Below are 25,786 nucleotides of genomic sequence, written 5' to 3'. Positions count from 1 at the left end.
TCGCAAGAATCCTGTTATCAATAGTTGAACAAATGAAGGGAGAATTATAACCTGATAATTTTGACAATTGTGATTTTAATTATAATCCCCTTAATTCTCTTTGTAAACATCTTTTCAACTTAATAAACTTTGAGGGTCTTTGGTTAGAAAGCATGAAGGAAAAACATGCATTAATAAAGATATATTAAAACAGTACTTTTTATTTTTGCGTGATTAATCACTCAGTTTTACCAAATATGGTAGATACATTTTTTCTAAATCTGTTAGAATTATAATTATTCTTAAAAAGCCCTTGTAGGAGACCTTTCCGCATAAGAGCTTATCCACCAGGGTTTATGTACATAATCATTTTTAATGGGCAAGGAAAGATAAATTGGAACAGTAGTTCATAGAAAAAATTATCAGAGGGAGTATTTAGCAATGAATAATCTGAAAGAAATCTTTTTGAAAAATAACTATAATATAAAAAAAGAAACAACAAAAGCTGTAGAATTTGAGAATATTATTGTAAAGCAAGTAGTTTATTTACTACCAAATCAGGAGATTTCAATTGTTTTAAATCCGAAAATAGTTGAAGGAAATGAAGAATTAGAAACTAAAAGCTTTAAGAAGTATCATAGTACTGCTTTAAAACAGTTTCCTAAGAAAAGGAATAAGGGAAAACAGCCAATCAATTATGGCTATTCTTTTAAATTTCAATCAGACAATGAATTAAATACTTTCCTTTCGAATTTTAATTCGAGATTTTGCGAATAAACAAAAAATATAGCAAAATATTACTTTCCCTTAATCAGAGGTGCTCTGGTGGATTATTTTTACCAAACCTACCCGTTTGATGGAACCGTATATTGCTTAACCGGTCATGTTGCTGCATGGTCGGTCTTTTTTTATAAAATATGCGTGAATATACAAGAAATAATTTGTTCTATATCAATATTCAGTTGGAAATGGATAACGCCCCGTGTTCTTGTGGAAGTGGAAAAAAGTTTAAACTTTTTTGCTGGAGATAGAGGTTAAGGATTTTTGATTGTAGCGAGGAACTTTGAAGATTCAAATGGTTTTAAAACAGCAATTAGAGGGGACAAAAAATCTTATTGAAACATATGTTCCTGTGTTCGATTGAGTAGTATAATTTAAATGCAATAGAATAGGATTTCTCAAGGGTGGTCGGCACACTCCCAAATAGAATGGGGGTGATGCTGGGTGACAGTTTTTGAAACATTAATGTTTGCAATTGGATTTGCTGGATTGATTGTAAGCATTCTGTCATTTAACCGAAAAAAATAACCCACCCTTGAGTTGATGGCTCGGGTGGATTATCCTGCCTACACGCCGATCCCCTGCTGAGGGAATCATTTATTGCTGGACCGGACATGTTGCTGCATGTTCGGTCTTTTTATAATATACACTATACAGTTTATTATAACCGATGTTTTAAAGAAGAAACTATTTTAAAATGCATGGGGACGGTTCTTTTGCCTCATTTCTAGTGAAAGTGATTCACGAGAACCGTCCCCGTGCATCAATATGATATAATGTTATTTTGATATAATATATGAAATGCAAAATTTTTTCGAGGTGGACCGGTTTGACTGATAGAAATGTAGAAAAAGCCATAAATAATATGGTACACGGATTAAAGGAAACACAACGTACCATTCAGCAGAAACAGGATTTAAAAAACTGGAGTGAGATTTCTTTTCCTATTTCGTTAAGAGACGTCCTCATGCGTCTTTCAAAAGATGATTTAATTAAGATCAGGCAGCATTTGGAAATAAGTGGTGCTAGCCAGTTGAAAAAAGGGGAATTAGCTGAATTATTGAGTTCGAAGATTCCAACCATGCTGGAACAAACTTTCAAGAATATGGACTTCGAGCAATATAGCCTTGTAAAAGAAATCGTGGGTAATGGCGGATTTATTGAAGCGCCGAAAATTGAATCACGGCAGATTAGTTTTTTCCGTAACTACGGGATTGTTTTCACCGGCACGAATAACGGCAAAAGGATTTTGGTCGTCCCTGAAGAGATTGTTAAAAGTACGTTTTTCCAAGGAAATGACCAGCAAGTGCAATCGGTCTGTCGGAGAAATTCCGAATGGACTAAACTAACCCAGGGGCTTCTTTACTATTACGGAACAGCCGATATTAATGAATTAGAAGATTTGCTTAATCGATATTTGGAAGGACCAATCCAACTTGCAGATTATCTAAAAATCATTCGCCAAGCGAGATCCTACTATAACCTAATCCATATCGATTCTAAGGGATATTCGCATGAGAGAGTTTCTAATCCGGAAAAAGTAAAACAGGAACAACAGATGAGACAAAATCTGGAGTTTTATCCGTTTTCTAAAGAGCAGCTGCTAATGGCAGGTGAACCTGGTTATGTTGAAAGAAACGAGAGCTATACACAATTCGTTCAATTTCTAACTGGAAATTACGAAATCACGGGGAAAGAAGCAGACCATATAGCCGAAGAATGTGTTTATATGACTAACAATGACGTGAGTCCTAATCAAGTCATGCAATTTTTATCGGACAGACTGGAATTCCAAAATATTGACAACGTTAGAGCTTGCATGGATCAAGCTGTAGTCCTATTAAATAACACGAGAAAATGGATTCTTAAAGGTTATACCCCAGTGGAGTTGTCCCCCAAAAAGCAGCAAGCGTCAGCGCTGAAGCCAAATCAGAAAACGAATGTAGTTGATATTCATACAAAAAAGAAAGTTGGCAGAAACGCCCCATGTCCTTGTGGGAGAGGGAAAAAGTTTAAATTTTGTTGCGGGAGATAGGGGGTAGTGTGATGAATGGGGGCGGTTCTTTTGCCTCATTTTTAATAAAAGTGATGCACGAGAACCGTCCCCGTGCCTCTGAACGGTAGTTTAATTACCGTAATAATATTATTTAAACTAAAACCGTTTATTAAAACTCCCATTGTTAAACAATGAGAGTTTTTTAATAGCTTTGCCCATTTAGATGAACTATACTATTCTATATTTATATTTTTATTGTTTTGGCAGGAAATCACCGATTCCATTTGATAATATCGCTGTATCCCATGGATGCCAATAATAGGTGATACCATCAAACAGCAAATCATATTTATAGGCAATAGGTTGATCCGTATAAAAGACCATGTCATAAACAGTGGGATCACCTTTATCCATATTTGGCTGGAAATTTGGACTACTCTCACCTTCATTTAATACTTGAAGAAATTTCTTTATCTCTTCTGGGTTATCTATGTTTACCAATTTTTTTGGCCCTTCCGGCTGGTAAGCAAGATAAATCTCTATTCGGTTCACTTTCTCCATTGGCATATCTTTAAAGTGCCATTTATAATCGAAATCCTTTCTTGAATAATAAACACGATACCCATGAATATCGCGGGGAGATTTAACGGCAATAAATTGTGGAACACCTTTAATTGCATAAATTTCTGTGCCTTTTTCATGAAACGCTGCATCTCCATTGCGAATTTTATAATTTGGATTCGTCACATTATCCGCTACTTTGAACTTTACTGTCCCAATTTTATCTCCAAGGTACTCTTCGTCAGCCAAAACACCCGAGTAAATCCCATCGTATTCAATACCGTCCCATTTTAAAAAATCAACCCAATCAATTACTGCATGTCCATCAAATGGTGTAGACCGGCAACCTGTTAAGGCGAATATAATCAAAATAAAGATAGCCCAATTTTTCATAGTCAGCACCCCTTTTAAGATTAGACGAATTGATCATTAATTTTGTTTCTAAATGAGGTGTTGAATACCAAGGGGATTTTTATGAAGAAAATATTGAGATTATTTTTTTTTTAATACTCCCTTTTTCAAAAGATTAATTAGGGTCCCTTTATTCTTATACCTTTGATAAGCAATTAACCTATTCAAATCTTTAACGGTTAATTCAGTCGGGGCTATTGCCAATTCGAATTCGTCCTTTACTTTATCGATTAAAGAAAGGGCATACTCCACCTGTTTAGAAGTTAATTTATAATCATCTTCGCCGGCATTTTGTTTTTCGATGACTTTTTCCGCAACGCCATTTTCAATAGTTGCTGCATGTTCTTTCAGTTTCGCATTAATTAATGCCTCGACTTCCGCTTGGCTGATGGGAGGTTCCTTTGGTTGAGGTGTAGTTTGTGTTGTCTTAAAAAATTTATCAAGGATTTCTTTAATCAATATTTCCACTCCACTTTCATAAGAGTTCTCATATTTATCAATTTTACTAGGATATATCTTCCATTCTATTATGAAATAAGTCCTATAGAAATGACAATACTTTTGTTGAAACATGGGGACGGTTCTTTTGCCTCATATTCTAGCAAAAGTGAGGCACGAGAACCGTCCCCATGCATCTTTTATTTAGGTCAATCGCACTATTTGTAGTATAATGGAGAAAATTTCAAGTTTTGGAGCGGTTGTTATGGCGATTACGATTCCTGAAACTATTCGATCATCTGCCACGACGGGGGAACGGTTATTTTTTCGAACTTTAAAGACTTATCTTCCAGATGATTACATAGTATACTTCGAGCCTGAGATACAAGGGAAAAGGCCTGACTTTGTGATTATAGGTCCGGACCTCGGTATCGTTGTGCTGGAAGTGAAAGATTATACAAAAAATACATTATTTCAACTTAATCACGATGAATGGCATATTGTGACAAATTCCGGCGATCAGGCAGTCATCAAAAGTCCAATGAAGCAGGCCAGGGATAATATGTTCCATGTTGTGGATGTCTTGAAAAAAGATAAAAACCTGATTCAATTGGATGGAAAATATAAATTTCAATTAAAATTCCCGTATGGCCATGGTGTTGTTTTTACGAGGATGTTTTCCAAGGATTTTGTACAAGAGGGGCTTTACACGGTTATTGAACCACACCTTTGTTTGACAAGGGATGAAATTGACCCGGAGAAGGAAGGATTTTCTGAAGAAGTTCTAATGGAAAAGATCCTGAATATGTTTGTAGTCCCGTTTCGCCTTAGGGAACCACTTTCATTAGAGGACATTAATGCTATTCGTTATCATCTATTCCCAGAAGTCCGGATTAGTGCTGAATTTAAAGCGCCTGTCCCATATCAAGATCAGCTTTTATTATCCTTACATGATATTAAGACAATGGATCTTCATCAGGAGAATTTGGCTAAACAGATTGGTGATAAGAACCGTTTGATACGAGGGGTTGCCGGGAGCGGGAAAACGATTATTTTAGCAAGCCGGGCGAAAATGTTGTCCAAGCAGAATCCTGATTGGAAAATCCTGATCCTTTGCTATAATATTTCACTGGCCAATGCCATCCAGCAAATGATTACCCACATGCTGAATGAACCGGAGGATTTGTTCGATTTTGATTCAAATGTAAAGACTGTGCAAAATCAAAACATCATTGTTCGTAACTTTCATTCTTGGTTAAGAAATGATTTAAAAATCAGGGAGCAGCAGCTACCTGAAATCATCGAAAAAATAGAGAGGAAGGAAGCGATTCTTCCGACCTATGATGCTGTTTTGATTGATGAGGGACAGGATTTTGAAGCTGACTGGCTTCGTTTGGTCAGTTTGCTTATCAATGCCGATACCCAATCACTTTTATTGGTGGAAGATAGAGCGCAGACCATCTATAAACGAAAACGCTCTTACCTTCAAGACACAGGTTTGAGCTTTCAAGGACGTTCGAAGGTGTTGTCGATCAATTATCGAAATACCCAGCAGATTGTCAAGTTTGCCTGGGATTTCTACCGTGAACATTCCATGTTTAAAAATAAAGTAGTCAATCGTGATTTGGAAGGGGAAATTATTGCCCCGCAAAGCACAAAGAGAAAAGGACCAGAGCCCGGAATCCTAAAGGCTGCCAATTTTTTTGATGAGATGAGACTTGTGGCCCGACAAATTAAAAAGCTGCATGAAGAGCGAAAAGTATCTCTTGATGAAATGTTAATCCTATACCGGGTTAAACGAACTCATCTGTATCCGATCATTGATATTATTAAGCGTTCATTATCTGAAGCAGGTTTGCCGTTTTTCTGGATTACGGAAAATGATGTTTCCAAGCGTTCCTATAAAAAGGACGATGGCAAGGTTAAAATTAGCACTATCGACAGCAGCAAGGGCCTGGATTTTCGTGCAGTCTTTATTGTCAATGTAGATTCGATGCCATTTCCGCTCGAAGAAGATAAGGAGAGGGAGGTATCGCTCCTTTATATTGGGATGACAAGAGCCAAGGAGTATCTTTGCTTGTCCTATTCGGGGGAATCGGAGTACACGAAATATTTGGATCAAATCCTCATGTTAAGAAAGCAGAAGAGGGATGGTATGGAAAAGGTCAATTAATTTAAGTATGTATAGGGAAGGTTCTTTGGCCTCTTTTTCTAGTGAAAGTGATGCACGAGAACCGTCCCCGTGCATCTTATTCAACCGTTAATTTTTCCACTTCACTAAAGCCAGCGGTTTTTTTAAATTTCATATTATGTTTGAAGTTTTGCATGGAATCAGAGCAGTCAATGTGTTCGAAGTTTAATTTGTTTAATGTTCTTTTATCGATCTTTACAGAAAGAATTGTCATCTGTCTTTGATATCCTGTTATGGAATCCAATATCGTATCAGTAGCATGGATATAGACTGTATCTAATGGTAGAAGGGCAAACATATCCCGGGCGATTCTTAGAACACAGCTGCAGACGTAATCCTGCTGGATATCAAAATATTTGCTCTTTGGCATTGGTTTTACAGATAATTTACCGGTTTTGGTTAATGATAGTTGTTCTTTTGGAACTACTGTATCACTGTGGACGTCAAACTCTATTTCCATTACTTTTGGATTTTCGGCGAAAAATTCAAAACCGCTGCCAAATTCGGTAAGGTCATCGAATGGTTCAAATTCTTGAATGACTTCGAAGTATGTATCAATATCACCCTCAATGACCTTTGTCGCTATTCTAACGTCTCTTTCCCACGAACGGTATTCCTCGTCATCTTTTTTTCTTGCTTCCATTACTTCTTTTTGCAGCTTTTCTAGCTCTTTCTCTTGATGTCCAAACAATTTTGTCACTAAATTTGGTTTGAAATTATGTAATTTTTCAATTGCAGCATTTTCATGGAGACCAATTTGTCCTTCATTTTTTCGAAAAGGCGGGTTTGTACTCCTCACTTTGACCCAATTAATCGAATCATCTGCTTCCTTATGAATGGAATGTATTCGGTCCAATGTATTTTGATATGCATCAACCGCAAGAGCTGCTTGTTCTAGTTCATTTAGTCGAGCAGCTTCCTTTTGTCTTGCTTGGATTTCTCTTTGTCTACTATAAGCTGTCGTTCTTCTTCTTTTTCCACCGGTGGATGTGTAGTATATTCCTGTATTAGGAATACTTGCAGTCATCCTGCTCCCGCCTCTTGAATTAACACTATATCGTAATCCCTTTACACCGGCGCTTACCCCAATACTTTTAGAGCCAACATTCAAACGAACTCCTGGAGCAATCTTGAAACTTTTCCTAAAACCAAAGCCCATCGTAACATTCCTCCTTTTTACAAATTATATCAAACAAAGGTTGTGAGGAAAAAGCCCTAACGGAACCACCTAAGACATCGCTATTTATTTATTAAATGAATTGAACCTTTAATAAAGCTGAATGACAAAAATACCAGGTTATACGGTTAATGCGGCTGAAGGGATTGAATTGTGTTGCCATTATTAATCTATCGGATTTAAGGGCAGGTAATATCAATGATTTTATGATTCTGTTAGAAAAGGTATGGTTAGCCGGATTTTATTCGTACAGTTTTCTTTTACAAGACAGAAAAAATGATTTAGCGTCTATACTAAACAGCTGTAGAGGACCGATTCTTACTGCCTAAGGAACATATGAAATTAGGCAGCATACCATCTTCAAGGAAAAGGGAATTGAATATAGAATGAAGCCATTTTATTATCATATCATTCCAATTTTAATGGTTCGGCAGCTTGACGTTTTTTCCAAGTTACAGGAAATCAGTTGAAAGGGGCTTATGGATCTGGATCAAACAGAATCTAATCGTTTTTTAGAAAAAATGTCTTTATAAGTGGTTGGGTTATGGAAATATGAATAGTCCCATTTGGTTTATCGGGATGGAAGAGGGCGGGGCGAGATTTGGCGTAAGAAGACAAAAACCTCCCCCAAAAAGTCTACTCTATATTTCCGAAATTTCCCTTTACGGTATAATACAGTTATCTTGATGATTTTCAAAGAGTGCTTAAAATGAGGCCCTGAGATGTATACAAGAGAAATCTGGAGGTGAATGAATAGTCATGAAATAATAAATAATTTATTCCCATTAAATTATTTATTAAAAAGTTCTTGTGCAGTAATCTTATAAGAAATTGCTTTAAACTTGTATAAAGAAGACAATTATAGTTTATTTGTAAAGGACACCTTTTATATATTACCCGAAGTAATAAGAGATATAGTACCTATGATCAATTTTGATACAGAACTTAATATGCTTGGTATATTGGGATTTTTAGAAAATTCAACAGGTTTATTCTTTGATTAAAAGATAGACACCATTTAACGAATAAAAACTTAAGCAGATTGCAATATACATATGGAAATAAGGTCTATATTAGTAAAAATTAATGTATAAACTTTGTCTTTGAGTACTAGAGGCGATAACCAAAAGGAACACCCTATAAATCATTTTATTAGAATGCACTGGTTGGAATATGAAGATTTGACTGATGACATTTGTATAAAATAGGTGAAAGGCTATATTTATATTCAGAGGATAGAAACCTATTTGATAACATTGTAAGATATGTAGATACAAATAAAGCATATTGGATTAAAGAACTAACAAATTAATTAAGTTCTTCTATGTGAATATATAATTTCATATTATAATTAATCAAGAATCGACATATTCACAAGGGAATTTATTGAATTTTTATTAATGAAAGGCTGAGTCATATGTCCCAATCATTTAAACGGGGTTTAATGATACTGGATTTATTTTCGGTTGATCGTCCTGTACTGACACTGGAAGAGATCGCTGCTGAACTTCAAATTGCCCCAATCACTGCTTATCGTTATATAAAAGTGTTAAGTGAATCAGGAATGCTATTATTTGATGAAGGCAAAGTACAATTATCAGCGAAGATTCTTAGATTTATCAATTTGTTTTGGAAGCAAGACCACTTGACAACTATTGCCAAAGAGCCAATTACTGCCCTGGCTCATGACTTAAATGAAACTATCGCCTTATGCAAGTTGGAAGGAAATGATGTAATTTGTATTTATGCCGTGGAAAGTCAACTACCCTTAAGTACTAAATATACAATCGGAAATCGAATTGGTATTTATGCTGGTTCTTTTGCTCGAGTTATCGCAGCCAATTTACCAAACAGAAAGTTGAGCGTTATCATGCGTCAAACTAATTGGGTGCCACATACTGATAAAACAATCATAGATAGACAGGAGTTCCTTGAGCGGTTAAAACAGATTCAGCGGATAGGCTATGATATTAGTCAAGAAGAAGTGGACACAGGAGTCACTGCATTGGCGGTACCCATAAAGGTATCAGGGCAAATTATTGGAAGCTTGGGATTGGGAATGCCTTCAGTACGTTTCGAAAGTGAACACATACCGTCCATAATTGGGAGAATGCAAGAAGTTTCCACGCAAATTTCTAGAGAAGCAGAAAATTTGGGGATAATTATTAAATAGACATCAAACGTCTAATATTTTTAAGGAGGTCACCATTGGGGGGCCTCCTTAATTGCTTTATAAAGAACTTGATTTTTTTCAGAACCTTTCAATTCTACTGTTTTATTTTCCAATTTTTGAAAAAGGCCCCTTTTAAAATCCTAAAGCTTAAAAAAATTTAAGTTTTCTCTAAAACCTCATATTTAAAAAATTACTACCAATCATCTTTTATCAAATGAAGTATATTTGTAACCTTTTATCACTTTATTTCACTATGTGAAATTTGAATTTCATATTGAAAAATTCTGAATTATCATTTATATTATTCGTAAGCACTTGCAAATAGTGACTATCAAGTAAATCATGAAGAACAAAGGAGGAAAAGACTTGAAGGATTCAGATTTGAAACGGAAATTAGAGGTGGGCCCATGTTTCGGAACTTTTGTTAAATTGCCACGGCCAGAAATTATTGATATCTTGGCCATTGCGGGCTTTGATTTCGTAATCTGTGATATGGAGCATGCCCAAATTTCGGAGTCGGAGGCACGATCAGTTATTCAAGCGTGTGTAGCTGCTGAATTACCTGTTGTTGTACGATTGCCAGAACCCACTCAAGGATTGGTAAATCGACTTCTCGAGGCAGGAGCTGACGGTATTCAAATGCCACGGTTACGAACAGCACAGGAATCCCTGGAATTATACAGGATGATGCATTTTCCTCCACAAGGAACTCGGTCTGTTGGAAACGCCAACCGTTTTGCTGGTTATGGCACCATCCCAATACCAGAGTACTTAGTAAATGAAAATGCCCGTGTACTTACAATTGGCCAATTTGAAACGCAAGAAATTGATCACCCTTGTGAACCGATGTTCGAGACTTTAGACGTTGCTTTTATCGGCCCAATGGATTTAAGTGTCGATTTCGGGGTCCCAGGAAATTTCATCGATTCTACAGTCCAGCGTAGAGTAGCGGAGATTGAGAGGGCAGCAGCCAATTCCGGAACAATAATGGGAGCTTTTGCAGGAACAGTTGCGGATGTACGTAGGTATTTGGCAGCTGGTTATCGCTATCTTGCAATTAGTGGAGATATTTCTTTCCTCTCAAAGGGAGCTAAATCTCTCATGTCATCTCTACGCGAAACATACGAAGAAATATCTAGTAAATAAATATAGGAGGTGTCCAAATGTTTGATACGGAAGACCCGCGGTCGAAACTTAACAATCAAACTTCAAAGACTAATACAACTCAGTTCGCTGGTACTGAATATGGAAAGTTCTATGAATTAGCTCCCGTTGAATCTGATGACTACACAAAGACATGGTGGCATCGTGGCCAAAATTTCTTTTTAGCTTATTCAGAGGCCTCTGAAGGTAGTATGTTCTTTCGCAAATACCAACAAGATGAATATGTTATTCTCTTGCCAGACAAGGAGAGTCAAGCGATAGTCAAAGTTGGTGATACGGAGACCATCTCTGAAGGTTACAGTCTTATTATCGTTCCTCCAGGTGAAAGTGAAGTTAAGGTTACCAAAGGCGGAAGAGTTATCCGACTTTTTACAACGGTAAACTCTGATCTTGCTGAGTTGCCTTACAACAAATCATCCTATAAAAATGATCATCCAAATGTGGCCCTGTTTCAACCGTGGCCAAATCCCCCATCTGGGTCAAAGGTAAGAGTATATAGTCTCAATGTTCCTAAAAAAGAAGGACGATTTGGCCGTATCTGGAGATGTTCGACATTCATGGTTAATTTTTTGGAGCCTAATTATGGTCCGCGTGATCCTTCTAAACTTTCTCCTCATGCTCATGATGACTTTGAACAATGTTCATTGGCACTGGAAGGGGAATTCGTTCACCATATTCGCTGGCCGTGGACGACAGATATGACCCAATGGCGTGCAGATGAGCACGAGAGTTGTGGAAGCCCTTCCGCTACAGTCATTCCTGCACAGGCTATCCATACATCACAGGCTATTAACCCTAATTTAAACCAATTAGTTGACATCTTTTGCCCGCCACGAATCGATTTTTCAAAACAAGAAGGATGGGTCCTTAACGCTGATGAATACCCGATTCCCGAAGAATAAAAGGGTGAACAGCCAAACTAGATTTTCTAACTGCCAATGAATTCTATTAAAGGAGAGGATAATATGTATGAAGAACTTCTTGAAGGTGCTTACGATTTGCATGTTCATACTGGTCCTGATATAAGCCAAAGAAAATTAGATGACTTTGAATATGCAGGACGTGCCCAAAAACTCGGAATGAAAGGGTTTGGTATAAAATCCCATTATTTTTGTTCTGCGGAAAGAGCCCGACTGGTAAAGAAACTTTATCCCGATGTAAATCCGATTGGTGCAATCACTTTAAATAACTCGGTGGGCGGTATTAATCCTTCTGCTGTCGAAATGGCAGCACGGGACGGGGCGAAAATCGTTTGGATGCCAACGTTTGATGCTGCAAACGAGATTGAATATATGTTTAGTCGGACTGGTTATGCAAAACTGCCTCCTTGGGCAAAGGTACAAATGGAGCGGAAAGAACAAGGAAAGGGACAGGCGGGTATTACAATTCTGGAGGATGGAAAGCTGACTTCCTCAATTCGTGAGGTTCTTGACCTTATCGCAGAAAATAATCTAATTCTAGCAACCGGGCACTTAAACAAGAAGGAAATATTTGCACTTGTAACAGCCGCAAAGCAGCAAAGTGTTAAAAAAGTAAAAGTAACCCATCCCACTTTTCCATCGATTGCCTTAAATAAAGAAGAACAAAAGGAATTGGCAGAAATGGGGGCTTTCATGGATTTGTGTTTTGGATGTATACAGCCCGAATATGGAGTTACGTGGAATGAATTATACAATCAAATCCGATACATTGGGCCGGAAAATTGTATTTTATCCTCCGATCTTGGTCAAATAGAAAGCCCATATCCTGATGAAGGGCTTACCACCTTCGTTACTAATCTTATTCAGAATGGTTTCACGGAAGACGAAGTCAAGAGAATGAGTTCTGTAAATACATCGTTTTTAGTAGAGAATTAAATGATACGAGCCCTTCATGTTTCAATACCCGAAACTATGAATTTTATAGGATGTTATATTGATTGGCTTTGGTGGAAATATTCTTTTAAAATTACGAAAGGTGGTTTCATATGAGTGAGGTAGGAAATCAAGAAAAGTTAAGCCCCCAAGGGAGAAAGGCTTTCCTTGGTGCGTATTTCAGTTTTACAGTGGATATGTTCGATGTTTATCTTCCTATTGTAGCTCTTACTCCAGCGATGATCTATTTCCAACCAAGTACTTTATCGCCCACGATTGCTACAACACTGTTTTATCTTGTGTTTATTCTTTCAATGTTAGGCCGCCCAGTAGGCTCATTTATATTTGGTAATCTTGCAGACAAAATTGGGCGCAAAAGGACTAATCAAACATCGCTCGCCGGAGTTGCTTTATGCACATTATTTATGGCCTTGCTGCCTGGATATAGTATATGGGGGCTGTGGGGAATCACAATTCTGGCAATACTTCGGTTTGTTTCAGGTATTTTCATGGGTGGAGTGTACACTTCTGCAAACACATTGGCAATGGAATATAGCCCCCACAACAAAAGAGGTCCTTTGGGTGGATTTATCAACTCTGGGGCTCCTACGGGGAATCTTTTGATTTCTCTAATTACTTCCGCGTTATTAGTAACTATGTCTAGTAGTAGTGATTCCATATACACGGTTTGGGGGTGGAGAATACCATTCCTTATTGGAGCCTTTTTAACTTTTGTAATGTATATTTATTACTCTCGCAAAGTTGACGAATCAAAAGTATGGAAAGAAAGCGTAAACAAGAATTCTAGCCCTTTAAAAGAGTTATTTAAGGGCGATAATTTCAAACAATTGCTTCAGGTTTTAATTCTAATGACTGGAATTTGGTTCACGGTAAATGGATTAACCTCGGCTCTTCCCGGAATTTTAAAGATCCTAGGCGTAAATAGTCTTGATATTTCCAATGCACAGTTACTAGCATCACTTTTCAGTATTCCCGCGTATCTACTGGCAGGGTTAATAAGTCAAAAGATTGGTAGAAAACCAACAATATCCATCCTTGGTATAATCACCTTTACTATTGTTCCAATCCTTTATTTCTGGATGTTGAAAAGTGGATTCCAAAATACTATAACTCTAAATATACTTGTTGTTTTAGTAACGGTGCTTTCACAGAGTGTTTTTGGTGTCTTAACCGCATATATAACTGAGCGTTTTCATACAGGTGTTCGGGCATCGGGGTATGGAATTGGTTACAGTTTTGGTATAATTATTCCTGCGTTTTCGCCTTTTTATATGTTAGGATTGTCAGCTTTCATGCCTTATATATATACACCTGTTGTATTAATAGTAATTTCAGGGATTTTAATAACAATTGCTGCTCTAATTGGACCAGAGACAAAGGACGTAGTATTTAATTCTTCAAACAATAATAGTATCCAAGAGGCAGATGGGACTGGGGCGGACTTAGGGGCTTCTTGGAATTGATGTTGCGAAACCAAAAGATATAGATTTATATTGAGAAAAAACTAGTTCTAATTATATTTATTTTTTAAAATTGTAAGGGTGCAAATAGGTCTTACTAAACAGACTTTTTTGTCACCCTTTTTTTCTAGAATACGGATTATTGGGATTTCATTCATGAAACTCAATAGTCTAAATTTGTGATGGATAACAATAACAATGAATCCATATTGATCGCATCAAGTGCAATGATTCAAAAAGAAAATATGAAATCAGTTACACATATGGAATTTCAAGAAAAAATTAATGAATATGCACACTGGTTATTAGCTTTTGGCATAAAAAAAGGGATCGAGTGGCAACCTTAATGTTAACATCATTAGAGCACTTTATATTGATTTATGCATGTTTTAAACTAGACTAATAAAAGTGATGCACGAAAACAACCGTCCCCATGCATCTTCACAAAATCGGCGACAGAAGGCGGGATATGGATTCTTTGAATCGCACGAACCCGGATCGTTCCTGGTATCGTGAAAGGGTTAGTTCGGAGCTATGATTGCAATCTTCTACGAATAAATCATATAAATCTTGAGCAATCTTTTCATCATAAATGAGGGCGTTGACTTCAAAGTTTAGCCTGAAGCTGCGCATATCAATGTTAGTGGTCCCGACAGAGGCTATCTCTTGATCCACCAATATCGTTTTGGCATGTAAAAATCCATTTTCATATAACAAAATCTTCGCACCATATGACAAAAGCTCACCGGCATAAGCCAAGTTTGCCCAGTACACAAAGGGATGGTCAGGCTTGCTGGGAATCATGATCCGAACATCTACCCCGGAAAGTAAGGCGATTTTGCAGGCATCCATAAAGCTGCTATCAGGAATAAAATAGGGTGTTTGGATATAGACACTTTTTTGCGCTGACATGATCATCTTCAAATACATATTTTTCAAATGTTCGGTTGTGGAGTTCGGACCGCTGGCTATAATTTGGATGGTACTGCTTCCGCTATGCCGCTCCTGATTCATAGAATAGGCTTCATGATTGATTATTTCTTGGTCCGTTGCCTGCTTCCAATCCAGCACAAATCTCCCTTGAATATGATTGACTGCCTCACCCATTATTCGTAGATGAGTATCGCGCCAATTTCCGAACTTTTTATCCAGCCCCAAATATTCATTACCAATATTGAATCCGCCAATATAAGCAATCTCGCCATCAATAATACAGATTTTTCTATGGTTTCTCGTATTAATCCGAAAGTTGATTAATTTTAAAAAAGAAGGAAAAAACACTTCCACTTCGCCGCCACACTCGATCAGTTCCTTGAAAAAGGAACGATTCATCCGCCGTGAACCCACTTCATCGTAGAGAACGCGAACTCGTATCCCTTCCTTTGCTTTCTTTGTCAGTTCATCCCGTAACCTTACCGCCAAGGAATCACGCTGAATGATGTAATATTGCAGATTAATCTCGATTTTTGCATTCTGAATATCTTGAAACAACGCATCGAACTTGTCTTTTCCGTGATGAAAAATCTGTACATCATTATCGTTAGATAGTAAGGCGTTCGACGACTTCATGTTCATTTTAATAAGATCCCCATACCTTTGAAGCATAGGATTATGTAGAAAATCTGAACGAGTTAAGTTGTCCATCTGCACATTTACAGCTTCATTTAAAAAACGTCTCTCTTCTTCTGAAAGTTTATAGAAATTCTTTTGCTTTAACTGGCGGCCTAAAAAGATATAGACCAAAAACCCTATAATAGGCAGAAAAAATAAGACCAAAAGCCACGCCCAGGTAGAACTGACATCCCGTCTCTCAACAAAAATCACCACTATGGCAAATAATATATTCAAGACAGTAATAAGTGCGATGAGTATAGTATTAATATTTTGTAATTCCATTGGTACCTCTCCAGCGCCAAGTTCTTTACTTCAATATATATAATTCTTGCAGCAAAAGCCAAGGAAAAGCCACAGGGACGGTTCCTATGGCTATTTGTTTTTGGAAAAAGAGCCGGTTGAATCGTCCCCTATAGTCTTATCAAAACTTCCTAGGGAATTGTTTCACAATGGCAAAGGTGATGGTGTCCGCCATTTCTAAAGCTTCCAACTCAATTTTATCAAATACTGCAATACTTTCTTTAAAATTTTGTTGGAGTATTAATACTGCTTCCCTTTCAGTAAGGGCTAGATGTTCGAAAAACATTTCTTGGAATTCTTTTCTTGATATAAATGGATTGATCTTACTTAGGAATTCGGCAATTTCTGCTCCATTTGCATACCATCTTCTCCGAGCATCTGCCACAGCTTTTTGATTGCCTGCTTTCGCAGCTGTAACCAGTTCTGCAGCAATGACCAGGTGCTCCCTTATTAGGTTGGCGAACTGTGCTGCTATTTTATTTCCATAGAAAGGCTTTAATAAATTTCCCATATCTGTGGCATTCCGGAGAAGTCGTGCAGTATTCGCGGCTAGATCAGGTAAATTAAAAGCTATGCTATTGATCACCAATCTTGTCCAAAATACGTGCTGTTCCCAAACCATACGCATGGAGCTTTTCAAACGATCTTCCCGTTCGCTAACACCATCAGTGTTGAACCACGGATTCATAGTCTCACCCCCAAACACTCAAACTCAGTTTCAGTATATTCCCATTTAAAAAAAGTGCCTGTACAATTTTGTATGCACAGGTGTTGTATGCACAGGGACGGTTCTTTTGTCTCATTTTCTAGTGATAGTGATGCAAAAGAACCGTCCCCATGCCTCATAAATGTAAAACTTTACTTTTGTTCTGAACAAAAACCTATTATAGTAGTAGATGGAGATAATAATAATTTATAAAGTGGAAGTCTTATATATTTTGTAGGGGCAGATGGGAATTAGCATCTAGAAGTTATTGGAATTTGGAGGCAAATTGAAAATGTTGAATATCCGTAATGTTAAAATGGAAGATCTAACTGAGATTACTATCATTGAAAGCCTGTGTTTTCCAATAGAAGAGGCTGCGACGAAAGAAGCATTTGAAAAGCGGATTCGTTTAATACCAGATAGTTTCTTTGTGGCTGAAAGGAAAGGTGCAATTGTAGGTTTTGTTAATGGACCCGTGATCGAAACACCATATATTACAGATGACTTATTTCGAGAAATCAAAGCTAATCCACTGACAGGTGGACATCAAAGTGTTCTTGGAATAGCGGTTACTCCGCATTTTCAAACCCGCGGTGTAGCGGCAGCGCTTCTTGCTCATATCGAAGAAGCAGCGACTGCCAAAAAACGTGAGACCATCACACTTACTTGTAAAGAAGACTTAATTGTCTTCTATGAAAAATTTGGATATGTCAACATGGGGGATTCAAACTCAGAGCATGGTGGTGTAATCTGGTACAATATGGTTAAAATATTATCATAATGGTTTTACTCTATTTAGATGGAGTGAATGAAACATGGGGACGGTTCTTTTGCCTCGCTTTTGTCGATAAAGTGAGGAGCGAGAACCGTCCCCATGCCTCATTAGCTAAGGAGTGTTGATTATGGCACGTGTTTTGTTTATTAATGGTGGTTCTGAAGGACATGTTAATCCGACTCTTGGAGTTGTAAGGGAACTTGTTTCGCGTGGAGAAGAGGTAGTATACTTTACAATAGAGGCTTTTCGAGAACGTGTTGAGAAGACGGGCGCTACTGTAAGAACGTTTGATGGTGAGAAATTTATAAAAGCTTTTATTTCAGGTGGAAGAAATTATTTACTGGAAAGAATCAACGGTCTTTTGCGTACGGCGGATATCATGATTCCTAGTGTTCTTGAGCAAATTGAAGGAGAACAGTTTGATTATATCATCCACGATTCCATGTTTGGCTGCGGACGGATACTAGCACAAATACTGAAGCTTCCGGCCGTTAATTCTTGTACTTCTTTTGCACAGACAAAAGCATCATTTGATCAAATGCTGGACCATCTTTCAGAAAATATCCCAACAGAAATTCATAATGAGTATCAGAACCTCACAAAAAAAATGAAAGAAAAATATGATGTGGAGATCGATTCTCCTTACGAAGTCTTTTGTAACCCGGCACCACTTACCATCGTTTATACAACAAGGGAATTTCAACCTTTTGGAGAATCATTTGACCAGTCGTACAAATTTGTGGGTCCATCCATTTCTTTACGAGCAACCCAAGAAAACTTTGACCATACTCCGATCAAGGGAAAAAGCCTAATTTACATTTCACTAGGTACTGTCTTTAACCAAGCAATAGATTTCTATAAGCTTTGTTTTCAGGCATTTGGAAACACTGATCATACTGTTGTCATGTCTATTGGGGAAAAAACGCAACTATCCGATTTAGGGGAGATTCCTAAGAACTTCATTGTGAAAAATTACGTTCCACAAACAGAAGTATTGAAATACACGAGTGTTTTCATCACCCATGGTGGAATGAACAGTGTCCATGAAGGTCTCTATTATGGGGTTCCGCTCATTGTCATCCCTCAAAGCGCGGATCAGCCAATCATTGCCGGGCAAGTTGCCAAACTCGGAGCCGGTATTACACTACAGATGCAAAACCTGACTGCAAATCAACTCAGTGAAACTTTGGATCAAGTGTTAAAACAACCATCTTACCAAAAAGCTGCTGCAAGCATCGGAGAATCTTTTCAAAAATCGGGTGGATACCACCAAGCTGTGGATGAGATTTTCAAATATAAAAATTGACGCATGGGGACGGTTCTTTTGCCTCATTTTCTAGAGAAAGTGAGGCACGAGAACCGTCCCCGTGTGTCACTTAGTGAGGTGACTATAGGATGGGTACTAAAGATCAAGTTTCTGTAAGTGGCCATAAAGATTATCAAGCAGAACTGGAGCGCTTAGAGTTTACGAAGGAATATATCCGGACCGTTTTGGAAATTTCGCAGGGTAATAGAGAATTTTTCGTTGAAAGTATGAGGCAATCCTTTGCTGAACTGAATTCTAAGGATAGCAGTACGAGCTACACCGATCTCCTCGCGAATGCAAGCTTTCTTGAATTAGCGGAAAGTGAATTGAAACGGTTGGAGAGTGTGATTGGCAAACCATATTTTTCAAGGATTGATTTCACAAGCGATAGTACGAAAAAAGAAGAAATTTTGTACATTGGCAAGGTGTCGTTGTTCGACCGTGTCACACAGCAGCCGATTATTGTGGATTGGCGGTCGCCGATTGCCAATGTTTACTATGATGGTCGGCTCGGAGAGGTGTCCTATGACGCCTATGGGGAGACACAAACTGGTTATCTATCCTTAAAGAGGCAATATGACATAGTCGATGGATTATTAAAAGAAATCAGTGACATCGATTTAACCACACACGATGAACTTTTGCAGAAGTCTTTGTCTGGTAAAGCTGACAATCGCTTAACAGAAATCGTGGCGACCATTCAAAACGAGCAAAATGAAGTAATCAGGGCATCTCTGAAGCACCCTATTATTGTTCAAGGAGCGGCGGGAAGCGGGAAAACAACGATCGCACTCCATAGAATATCCTACTTTCTCTATTCCTTTGGCTTTCAATTTCCTCCCGAAAAATTAATGATACTCGCGCCAAACCGACTGTTTATTGATTATATTTCTGCCGTTTTACCGGAACTCGGTGTCAACAAAATCAATCAAACCACCTATATCGATTTTATGAGAAGCTGTCTAGGCCAGAAAATAAAACTTTTTTCACCCAATTCCAAGCTGATGAAGATCCTTGAAAGTAACGGAACCAATAAATCGATTCAATGGGTATCAAGTTTTAAAGGTTCCCTAGAATTTATGGAATTAATCAATCGATATATCATGGAATTGGAAAGCAATCTTGCCCCAGAAGAGGATTTTGTTATTGAAATTTCCGTGCTCATGAAAGGGAAAAAGCTTAAAAGACTATTTTTAAAAGAATATACGTACTTACCAATCTACAAAAGGCTTGGAAAAATAAAAAACCTTTTAGAAGATGATCTAAAAAGGAAAAAATCCATTATGTTATCAAAACTGAATAAGAAATACGAAGAAGCACTCGAAAAGGTCCTTTATAACTGGAGGCAGGATCCAGAAAAAAGAAAGCAAAAAGTGGTCACCTTAATGGAGAGAAAAGAGCAACGGATAAAGAGGATTGAGCAGGAGGCAAAAGTCGCTGTAAAAAAATATATGGGTGCATTTGACATGAAAGATATTTTTACCTTGTATAAGGAACTGATGACTTCTCCAGATATGCTTCAAAAGCATTCCACCACTCTAACAGAACAAGAATGTAAGGTTCTAAGTAAATATTGTCAGCGTATCTTTGAACGGGGTGCATATGAACTGGAGGATTTAGCACCGCTATTTTATATGAAAGCAAAGCTAGAAGGCATCGATGAAAAACATAAAATGCGCAGTATTTTCATTGATGAGGCTCAGGATTACAGCTATTTTCAATTTGCCGCACTAAAGGAAGGATTTGAAACGGAATTGTTTACCATTGTGGGGGATTTGGCACAAGGGATTCATTCCTATCGTGGCTTGAATAGCTGGACACCGGTTTTGAATGAGATCTTCCCGAACGCGAATTATCAAGCCTTGCAAAAAAGTTACCGAACAACCGTCGAAATCATGAATTTGGCAAACGACATCCTGATGCTGATTGATCTGGACTTGCCAAAAGTCGAACCCGTCATTCGTCATGGTCAAAAACCATACTATAAAAAGATTGATCCTGAGAATCTGGAACAGGTTAGGCTGCTGCTGGAACAGGATATATCCTCACTCAAAAGTGAAGAGCTGAACTCCATCGCGATTATTGGACGTACAGAAAAAGAATGCCTGAGAATTCAGCAGCTCTTTAAAAATAGTGAACTTCCTATTCAATCATTAGAAGAAAAACAGGAAATGAAGAAGGGGCATATCGTGATTTTGCCTTCATATTTATCAAAAGGCTTGGAGTTTGATGCTGTTTTGCTTGTCTGCTTGGATGAACCATATTCACAAGCGGACCTGGACATCAAATTGTTGTACGTCTCGATGACAAGACCGATGCACCGATTATATCTGTATGGGAGAGACCAGGCGGACTTTTTATTAAATAGGGCGGAGTCATTGCATTTTGAAAATTGAAGCATGGGGACGGTTCTTCTGCCTCATTTTCACTTCGAAAATGAGGCATGAGAACCGTCCCTGTGTCTCAAAACTGCTAGAAATATTCTAGCAGTTTTTTGTGTTCAGGATTTCTCTCTTTTGTTGGAAAAGATTGCAATCCAGATAATGTAATTAGGTTATAATCAGCTTATAAGATTTATATTTTATATGAATGAAAAAGCGGGGGAACATACAAATGAAAATTTTTAAAAAAAGTGATTATACGATCACGAAGAACGGAATCAGTCAACTTGAAACCATTCCCATTGGCGGTATAAAACAAAGCATTCTTATTCAGACTGAAAAACCAGGAAGTCCAATCCTGCTCTTTATTCATGGAGGTCCCAGTATGCCTGTTCCTGGTGTCTCAAATCGAGGCACTGATTACACATTGGTCATGACCACCAAAGAATTAATTAAAAATTTTACAGTGGTTTTTTGGGACCAACGCGGTACAGGAAAATCCTTTTCCAAAGATATACCAAAAGAAACCATGAACTTGAAGCAATTTATCGATGATGCCAAAGATGTCACAGATTATTTAAGATCTCGGTTCAAACAAGACAAACTCCATCTGGCGGCTCATTCCTGGGGCAGTGTGATCGGATTAAACCTTGCCTACAAATATCCGGAAAAATACTATTCTTATACGGGTTTTTCTCAGATTACGAACTGGGTTGAAAATGATAAGTTAAGCTATAAGTGGTTGATTGAGATGGCCACTGAGACAAACAACAAACGTGCGTTAGCGGAGCTTGCGGCGGTAGGAGAACCGCCTTATACGAAGGATTTTAAACAGTGGTCTGTTATCAGGAAATGGCAGTTAAAATATCGTACTATGTTTTATGATGCGGGTGACAAAAAGTCTGCTACCTTTTTTTCGGGGTTAAAAATCATGTTGCGTTCGCCGGATTATTCTCTTATAGATATATATAATTCCCTTTTGAGAGGTTTTAAGCTCTCCTATACAGATGCATTGATCCACGATATCAATACATTTGATTTTTTCAGTGAGGTGCCACGCTTAAATATACCGGTTATGTTTATCCATGGAAGTAAAGAAAAACATGTCATGCCTGAACTCATCACTCGATATTTCGAAGAACTTGATGCCCCCAAAGGAAAATCATTATATTGGTCTGAGAAATCTTCCCATGCTTTTCACACTGATGATGCAAGAGAAAATGAGCAAAGACTTATTAGCCATTTATTAGAGGCGCAAGGTTCTTAACTTACCAAGAGTTAGGAGTAGGAGGAAAAATGAGAAAAAATCAAATTCTTAAAGAAAAAACAAGTTTAATAGAATGGGTTGATTCTCTAAAGGAAATTTCAAATGATCTTTGGTTTAGACCCTTTAAAGAAGGGGCATGGGGGATTGCAGGCGTCATTTCCCATTTTATTTCGTGGGACAAATTTCTAATAACCAATAGAGTATCCTATATTTATTATAATGAGGATTTTCCGGAGGTAAATATAGATGTGGAAGCTGTTAATAAAATGGCATCCGAATATGCTAGATCAGGTATTTCCAAAGAGGACCTTATTACCGAATTTATCACTGTTCGAAAGGAACTTGTGTCCTTTTTACAAAAGATCCCAGAAGAAACATTCACCGAACCTTACCCCGGAAGAGAACACATGACAATAGGAGAGTACTTTGCAGGAATGATCGAGCATGACTTAAAACATAAGGAACAAATAGAGGAACATATTAAAAAGGAATGAAACACGGGGACGGTTCTTCTGCCTCATTTCCTAGTGAAAAAGAGGCATGAGAACTGTCCGTGACTACTGAAAAACACAAAGCAGTCCTATTCTTCCCGTGAGCGCAAGAAATAGCGCTCCTGGTAAAAAGAAGCCCTCTATTCGGCCCGGGAATACAAGAAAAGTGTCGCACTGGTAAAAATAAGCCGTTTATTCGGCTCGTGAGTATAATTTGTGTAAAACAGAAGTTTGCGACCATTTATTTTAATAAAAGGAGGATCTAAAAGATTATTGTAGTGTTCACTAATAACCATATGGTGATTTTGTCACACGTGTGGTTTTTTGTTTTTTCATATGTTCAAAGTGATTATATGAAAAAAGCGGACGCGGTTCATTTAAATAGCCCTGAGCATCTTTAGAACAACAACATATAAGGAGGACCTGCCGGTACATTGCCCATTTTGCGATGTCCGGTTTTATTTTTGTAATTTATACTTTACTTTATGTAAAGTTTATATTACATTATGTATAACATGCTTTACCAAATTATATAAAAAATACAATAAGGGGGAAACCATGACCTATCAAGAAAAGAAAAGCATCGTATCGTTGATTAGCGCCATACTCATTTTCGGAACATATTGCTTGTACATGTACCCACGGCAACCTGAAGGAGGGCTGGAGTCGCTGGAAACCTTTCGCTATTGGGGTTCATTCGTCCTCATCCTGACTTTGCTTTCAATAGTTGCACACATCATTATCAGCATTCTTTTTAACATCATCTTTAGAATAACTACTGGGGAAAAGGAACCAACATTTGCGGATGAACTGGATAAGTTAATTGACTTGAAAGCAAATCGAAATTCCTTTTTTGTCTTTATACTCGGCTTTTTACTTGCAATGGGATCGCTGGTTATCTTTCAGCCGTCACAGGTCATGTTCATGATCCTGATCATTTCGGGGTTCGTTTCGGATGTGACTGGATCCGTTACGAAACTTTATCACTATCGGAAAGGAGTCTAATAATGGGTAAAAATCTTGTCGGCAATCATATCAGGAGATTACGATTTGACCATAATGAAATGACCCAGCAGCAACTGGCTGACAAGGTGGGCGTTACAAGACAAACCATTGTGGCTCTCGAAAAGGGAAATTACTCCCCATCCCTAGAACTTGCTTTTCGCATTGCTCACGCCTTTAACTTACCGTTGGAAGAGGTATTCTTCTATGGGGAAAACACAAAGAAATAAAAACTATGATGGTTATATGCTTTACCGTTTTTGAATTTATTAAGAGAAGGGGATAACAAAATGAATTCAAATAAAAAAGCGGCAAAAATGGTGGGAATACTGTTTATACTTGCAGCAGTTACGGCGGTAATTGGTCTAAACTTATATAATCCTATCCTAAAAGGTCCTGATTACCTGATAAAAGGTTCTGAACAAGCCAACCAAGTGATAACAGGAGCGCTTATGGAGCTAATACTTGTCGTTTCAGCTGTTGGTACAGCAACGATTATGTTTCCTTTTTTACGAAAGTACAATGAAACGATTGCTCTCTGGCATGTTTGTTTCAGATTTCTTGAAGCGATTATCATCACGGTTGGTGTAATAAGCGTCCTGTCCCTATTAACCTTAAGCCGGGAATATACAGCAGCGGGTGCTCCGGATATTGCCTCTTTTCATGCTTCAGGCACAGTACTAATAGCAATACATGACTGGACATTTTTGCTTGGTCCGAATTTCATGCTGGGCATTAATACGATGATGTACAGTTATATATTTTTTAAATCGAAGCTCGTACCAAGATTTATTCCCATCTTGGGTATGACAGGGGCTGCACTTGTTTTTATCGCAGCATTGTTAGAAATGTTTGGAGTCATTCAACAACTTTCGATTTGGGGTGCATTACTGTCGCTGCCAGTAGCGGCTAATGAAATGATTTTAGCCGTATGGCTCATCTTTAAAGGATTCAATGTATCTGCACTTGCTGCCTTGTCTACAAAAAAGAATACGTTTGGAAGCTCCACTTGAGATAATGCGGTTCCGAAACAATTAAGATAGCAGACTTAATTAAGAACTGATAGTTTGACTACCTCATAATGTCATTCAAATTGGTGGCAAAAGCTTATTAGTAAATAAGCAGCGAGGATATTTTCCAAAAAGGTCCAAAACGGGTTCAAACGAAGTACCGGTCACGTAGGAATGATCTACGTGCCCAAACCGGGTCTGAAACAGAGAAATTGGTCACGTAGGAATGATCTACGTGACCGAACCTGGTCTGAAATAGAGTAATTGGTCACGTAGGAATGATCTACGTGACCGAACCGGGTCTGAAACAGAGAAATTGGTCACGTAGGAATGATCTACGTGCCCGAACCGGGTCTGAAACAGAGTAATTGGTCACGTAGGAATGATCTACGTGCCCGAACCTGGTCTGAAACAGAGTAATTGGTCACGTAGGAATGATCTACGTGCCCGAACCGGGTCTGAAACAGAGTAATTGGTCACGTAGGAATGAACTACGTGACCGAAATGGGTCTGAAACAGAGTAATTGGTCACGTAGGAATAATCTACGTGCCCGAAATGGGTCTGAAACAGAGTAACTGGTCACGTAGGAATAATCTACGTGACCAAAATGGGTCTGAAACAGAGTAACTGGTCACGTAGGAGTGTTCTACGTGATTGTAAAGGTGTTATATATTTTAATAAAAGAATAGGTTTTTAAAGGAAGAAATTTGATAGTTTCGAAGGATGTGG

22 protein-coding genes are annotated in these 25,786 nt (G+C 37.9%); 17 read left to right on the top strand and 5 right to left on the bottom strand.

Annotated elements, in window-relative coordinates; genetic code table 11:
- The first annotated feature begins 420 nt into the window (after positions 1-420).
- The 3 genes from QNN06_RS16660 (at position 421) to QNN06_RS16655 (ending at position 2,794) form a co-directional block, all read left to right on the top strand.
- Entirely contained in the window at positions 421-756 is a 336-nt protein-coding gene (locus tag QNN06_RS16660; RefSeq protein WP_217036985.1) for a hypothetical protein, read from the top strand.
- A gap of 140 nt (positions 757-896) precedes the next feature.
- Positions 897-1,010, top strand: a complete 114-nt coding sequence (locus QNN06_RS31405) for an SEC-C metal-binding domain-containing protein (protein WP_217036987.1) — start codon at positions 897-899, stop codon at positions 1,008-1,010.
- 578 nt (positions 1,011-1,588) lie between these two features.
- A complete protein-coding gene (locus tag QNN06_RS16655) occupies positions 1,589-2,794 on the top strand; it encodes a YecA family protein (protein ID WP_284035488.1) in 1,206 nt (401 codons plus the stop codon).
- A 213-nt stretch (positions 2,795-3,007) separates the two neighbouring features.
- On the opposite strand, the gene QNN06_RS16650 is transcribed toward QNN06_RS16655, so the two are convergent.
- Entirely contained in the window at positions 3,008-3,709 is a 702-nt protein-coding gene (locus tag QNN06_RS16650) for a hypothetical protein (RefSeq protein WP_213119636.1), read from the bottom strand.
- A gap of 99 nt (positions 3,710-3,808) precedes the next feature.
- Complete coding sequence (locus QNN06_RS16645; RefSeq protein ID WP_284035487.1) at positions 3,809-4,195, bottom strand: ABC transporter ATP-binding protein; 387 nt, start codon at positions 4,193-4,195, stop codon at positions 3,809-3,811.
- Positions 4,196-4,430: 235 nt separating this feature from the next.
- Here QNN06_RS16645 and QNN06_RS16640 point away from each other — a divergent pair, with 235 nt between their 5' ends.
- Positions 4,431-6,338 carry a 3'-5' exonuclease gene (locus QNN06_RS16640; RefSeq protein ID WP_284035486.1) on the top strand — a complete coding sequence of 636 codons (1,908 nt, stop codon included), beginning with the start codon at positions 4,431-4,433 and terminating at the stop codon, positions 6,336-6,338.
- A 76-nt stretch (positions 6,339-6,414) separates the two neighbouring features.
- On the opposite strand, the gene QNN06_RS16635 is transcribed toward QNN06_RS16640, so the two are convergent.
- Entirely contained in the window at positions 6,415-7,515 is a 1,101-nt protein-coding gene (locus tag QNN06_RS16635; RefSeq protein WP_284035485.1) for a DUF4236 domain-containing protein, read from the bottom strand.
- A gap of 1,435 nt (positions 7,516-8,950) precedes the next feature.
- Here QNN06_RS16635 and QNN06_RS16630 point away from each other — a divergent pair.
- From QNN06_RS16630 to QNN06_RS16610, 5 genes are all read left to right on the top strand, one after another.
- Entirely contained in the window at positions 8,951-9,706 is a 756-nt protein-coding gene (locus QNN06_RS16630) for an IclR family transcriptional regulator (RefSeq protein ID WP_284035484.1), read from the top strand.
- Positions 9,707-10,072: 366 nt separating this feature from the next.
- A complete protein-coding gene (locus QNN06_RS16625; RefSeq protein WP_284035483.1) occupies positions 10,073-10,852 on the top strand; it encodes an HpcH/HpaI aldolase family protein in 780 nt (259 codons plus the stop codon).
- A 17-nt stretch (positions 10,853-10,869) separates the two neighbouring features.
- The gene (locus QNN06_RS16620; protein WP_284035482.1) at positions 10,870-11,772 is read left to right on the top strand and encodes a cupin domain-containing protein; all 903 of its coding nucleotides are present in this window, start codon (positions 10,870-10,872) and stop codon (positions 11,770-11,772) included.
- A 63-nt stretch (positions 11,773-11,835) separates the two neighbouring features.
- Positions 11,836-12,726, top strand: a complete 891-nt coding sequence (locus QNN06_RS16615) for a DUF6282 family protein (protein ID WP_284035481.1) — start codon at positions 11,836-11,838, stop codon at positions 12,724-12,726.
- 110 nt (positions 12,727-12,836) lie between these two features.
- Positions 12,837-14,207 (top strand): MFS transporter, encoded by a 1,371-nt coding sequence (locus QNN06_RS16610; protein ID WP_284035480.1) that lies wholly within the window; start codon positions 12,837-12,839, stop codon positions 14,205-14,207.
- 438 nt (positions 14,208-14,645) lie between these two features.
- On the opposite strand, the gene cls is transcribed toward QNN06_RS16610, so the two are convergent.
- On the bottom strand, positions 14,646-16,100 hold the full coding sequence (gene cls / locus QNN06_RS16605) for a cardiolipin synthase (RefSeq protein WP_284035479.1): 1,455 nt from the start codon (positions 16,098-16,100) through the stop codon (positions 14,646-14,648).
- 139 nt (positions 16,101-16,239) lie between these two features.
- Positions 16,240-16,806, bottom strand: a complete 567-nt coding sequence (locus tag QNN06_RS16600) for an acetylglutamate kinase (protein ID WP_254124824.1) — start codon at positions 16,804-16,806, stop codon at positions 16,240-16,242.
- A gap of 310 nt (positions 16,807-17,116) precedes the next feature.
- Between QNN06_RS16600 and QNN06_RS16595 the strand changes: the two genes are divergently transcribed.
- The 8 genes from QNN06_RS16595 (at position 17,117) to QNN06_RS16560 (ending at position 25,059) form a co-directional block, all read left to right on the top strand.
- Complete coding sequence (locus QNN06_RS16595; protein WP_213119657.1) at positions 17,117-17,605, top strand: GNAT family N-acetyltransferase; 489 nt, start codon at positions 17,117-17,119, stop codon at positions 17,603-17,605.
- A 121-nt stretch (positions 17,606-17,726) separates the two neighbouring features.
- The gene (locus QNN06_RS16590; protein ID WP_284035478.1) at positions 17,727-18,905 is read left to right on the top strand and encodes a macrolide family glycosyltransferase; all 1,179 of its coding nucleotides are present in this window, start codon (positions 17,727-17,729) and stop codon (positions 18,903-18,905) included.
- An 89-nt stretch (positions 18,906-18,994) separates the two neighbouring features.
- The gene (helD, locus tag QNN06_RS16585; protein ID WP_284035477.1) at positions 18,995-21,301 is read left to right on the top strand and encodes an RNA polymerase recycling motor HelD; all 2,307 of its coding nucleotides are present in this window, start codon (positions 18,995-18,997) and stop codon (positions 21,299-21,301) included.
- A 217-nt stretch (positions 21,302-21,518) separates the two neighbouring features.
- Positions 21,519-22,553, top strand: a complete 1,035-nt coding sequence (locus QNN06_RS16580) for an alpha/beta hydrolase (protein WP_217037009.1) — start codon at positions 21,519-21,521, stop codon at positions 22,551-22,553.
- Between the two features lie 29 nt (positions 22,554-22,582).
- Positions 22,583-23,047, top strand: coding sequence for a DinB family protein (locus QNN06_RS16575; RefSeq protein WP_284035476.1), 465 nt, complete (start codon positions 22,583-22,585; stop codon positions 23,045-23,047).
- Positions 23,048-23,602: 555 nt separating this feature from the next.
- Positions 23,603-24,049 (top strand): hypothetical protein, encoded by a 447-nt coding sequence (locus QNN06_RS16570; protein WP_284035475.1) that lies wholly within the window; start codon positions 23,603-23,605, stop codon positions 24,047-24,049.
- 2 nt (positions 24,050-24,051) lie between these two features.
- Entirely contained in the window at positions 24,052-24,276 is a 225-nt protein-coding gene (locus tag QNN06_RS16565) for a helix-turn-helix transcriptional regulator (RefSeq protein WP_284035474.1), read from the top strand.
- Between the two features lie 60 nt (positions 24,277-24,336).
- The gene (locus QNN06_RS16560; protein WP_284035473.1) at positions 24,337-25,059 is read left to right on the top strand and encodes a DUF4386 domain-containing protein; all 723 of its coding nucleotides are present in this window, start codon (positions 24,337-24,339) and stop codon (positions 25,057-25,059) included.
- Positions 25,060-25,786: the final 727 nt, after the last annotated feature.

The organism is Neobacillus sp. 114 (assembly GCF_030127045.1).
Taxonomy (GTDB): Bacteria; Bacillota; Bacilli; order Bacillales; family Cytobacillaceae; genus Neobacillus; species Neobacillus rhizophilus.
The sequence above is the reverse complement of the archived record's forward strand: the minus strand, read 5'-3'. Positions and strand labels throughout refer to the sequence as shown.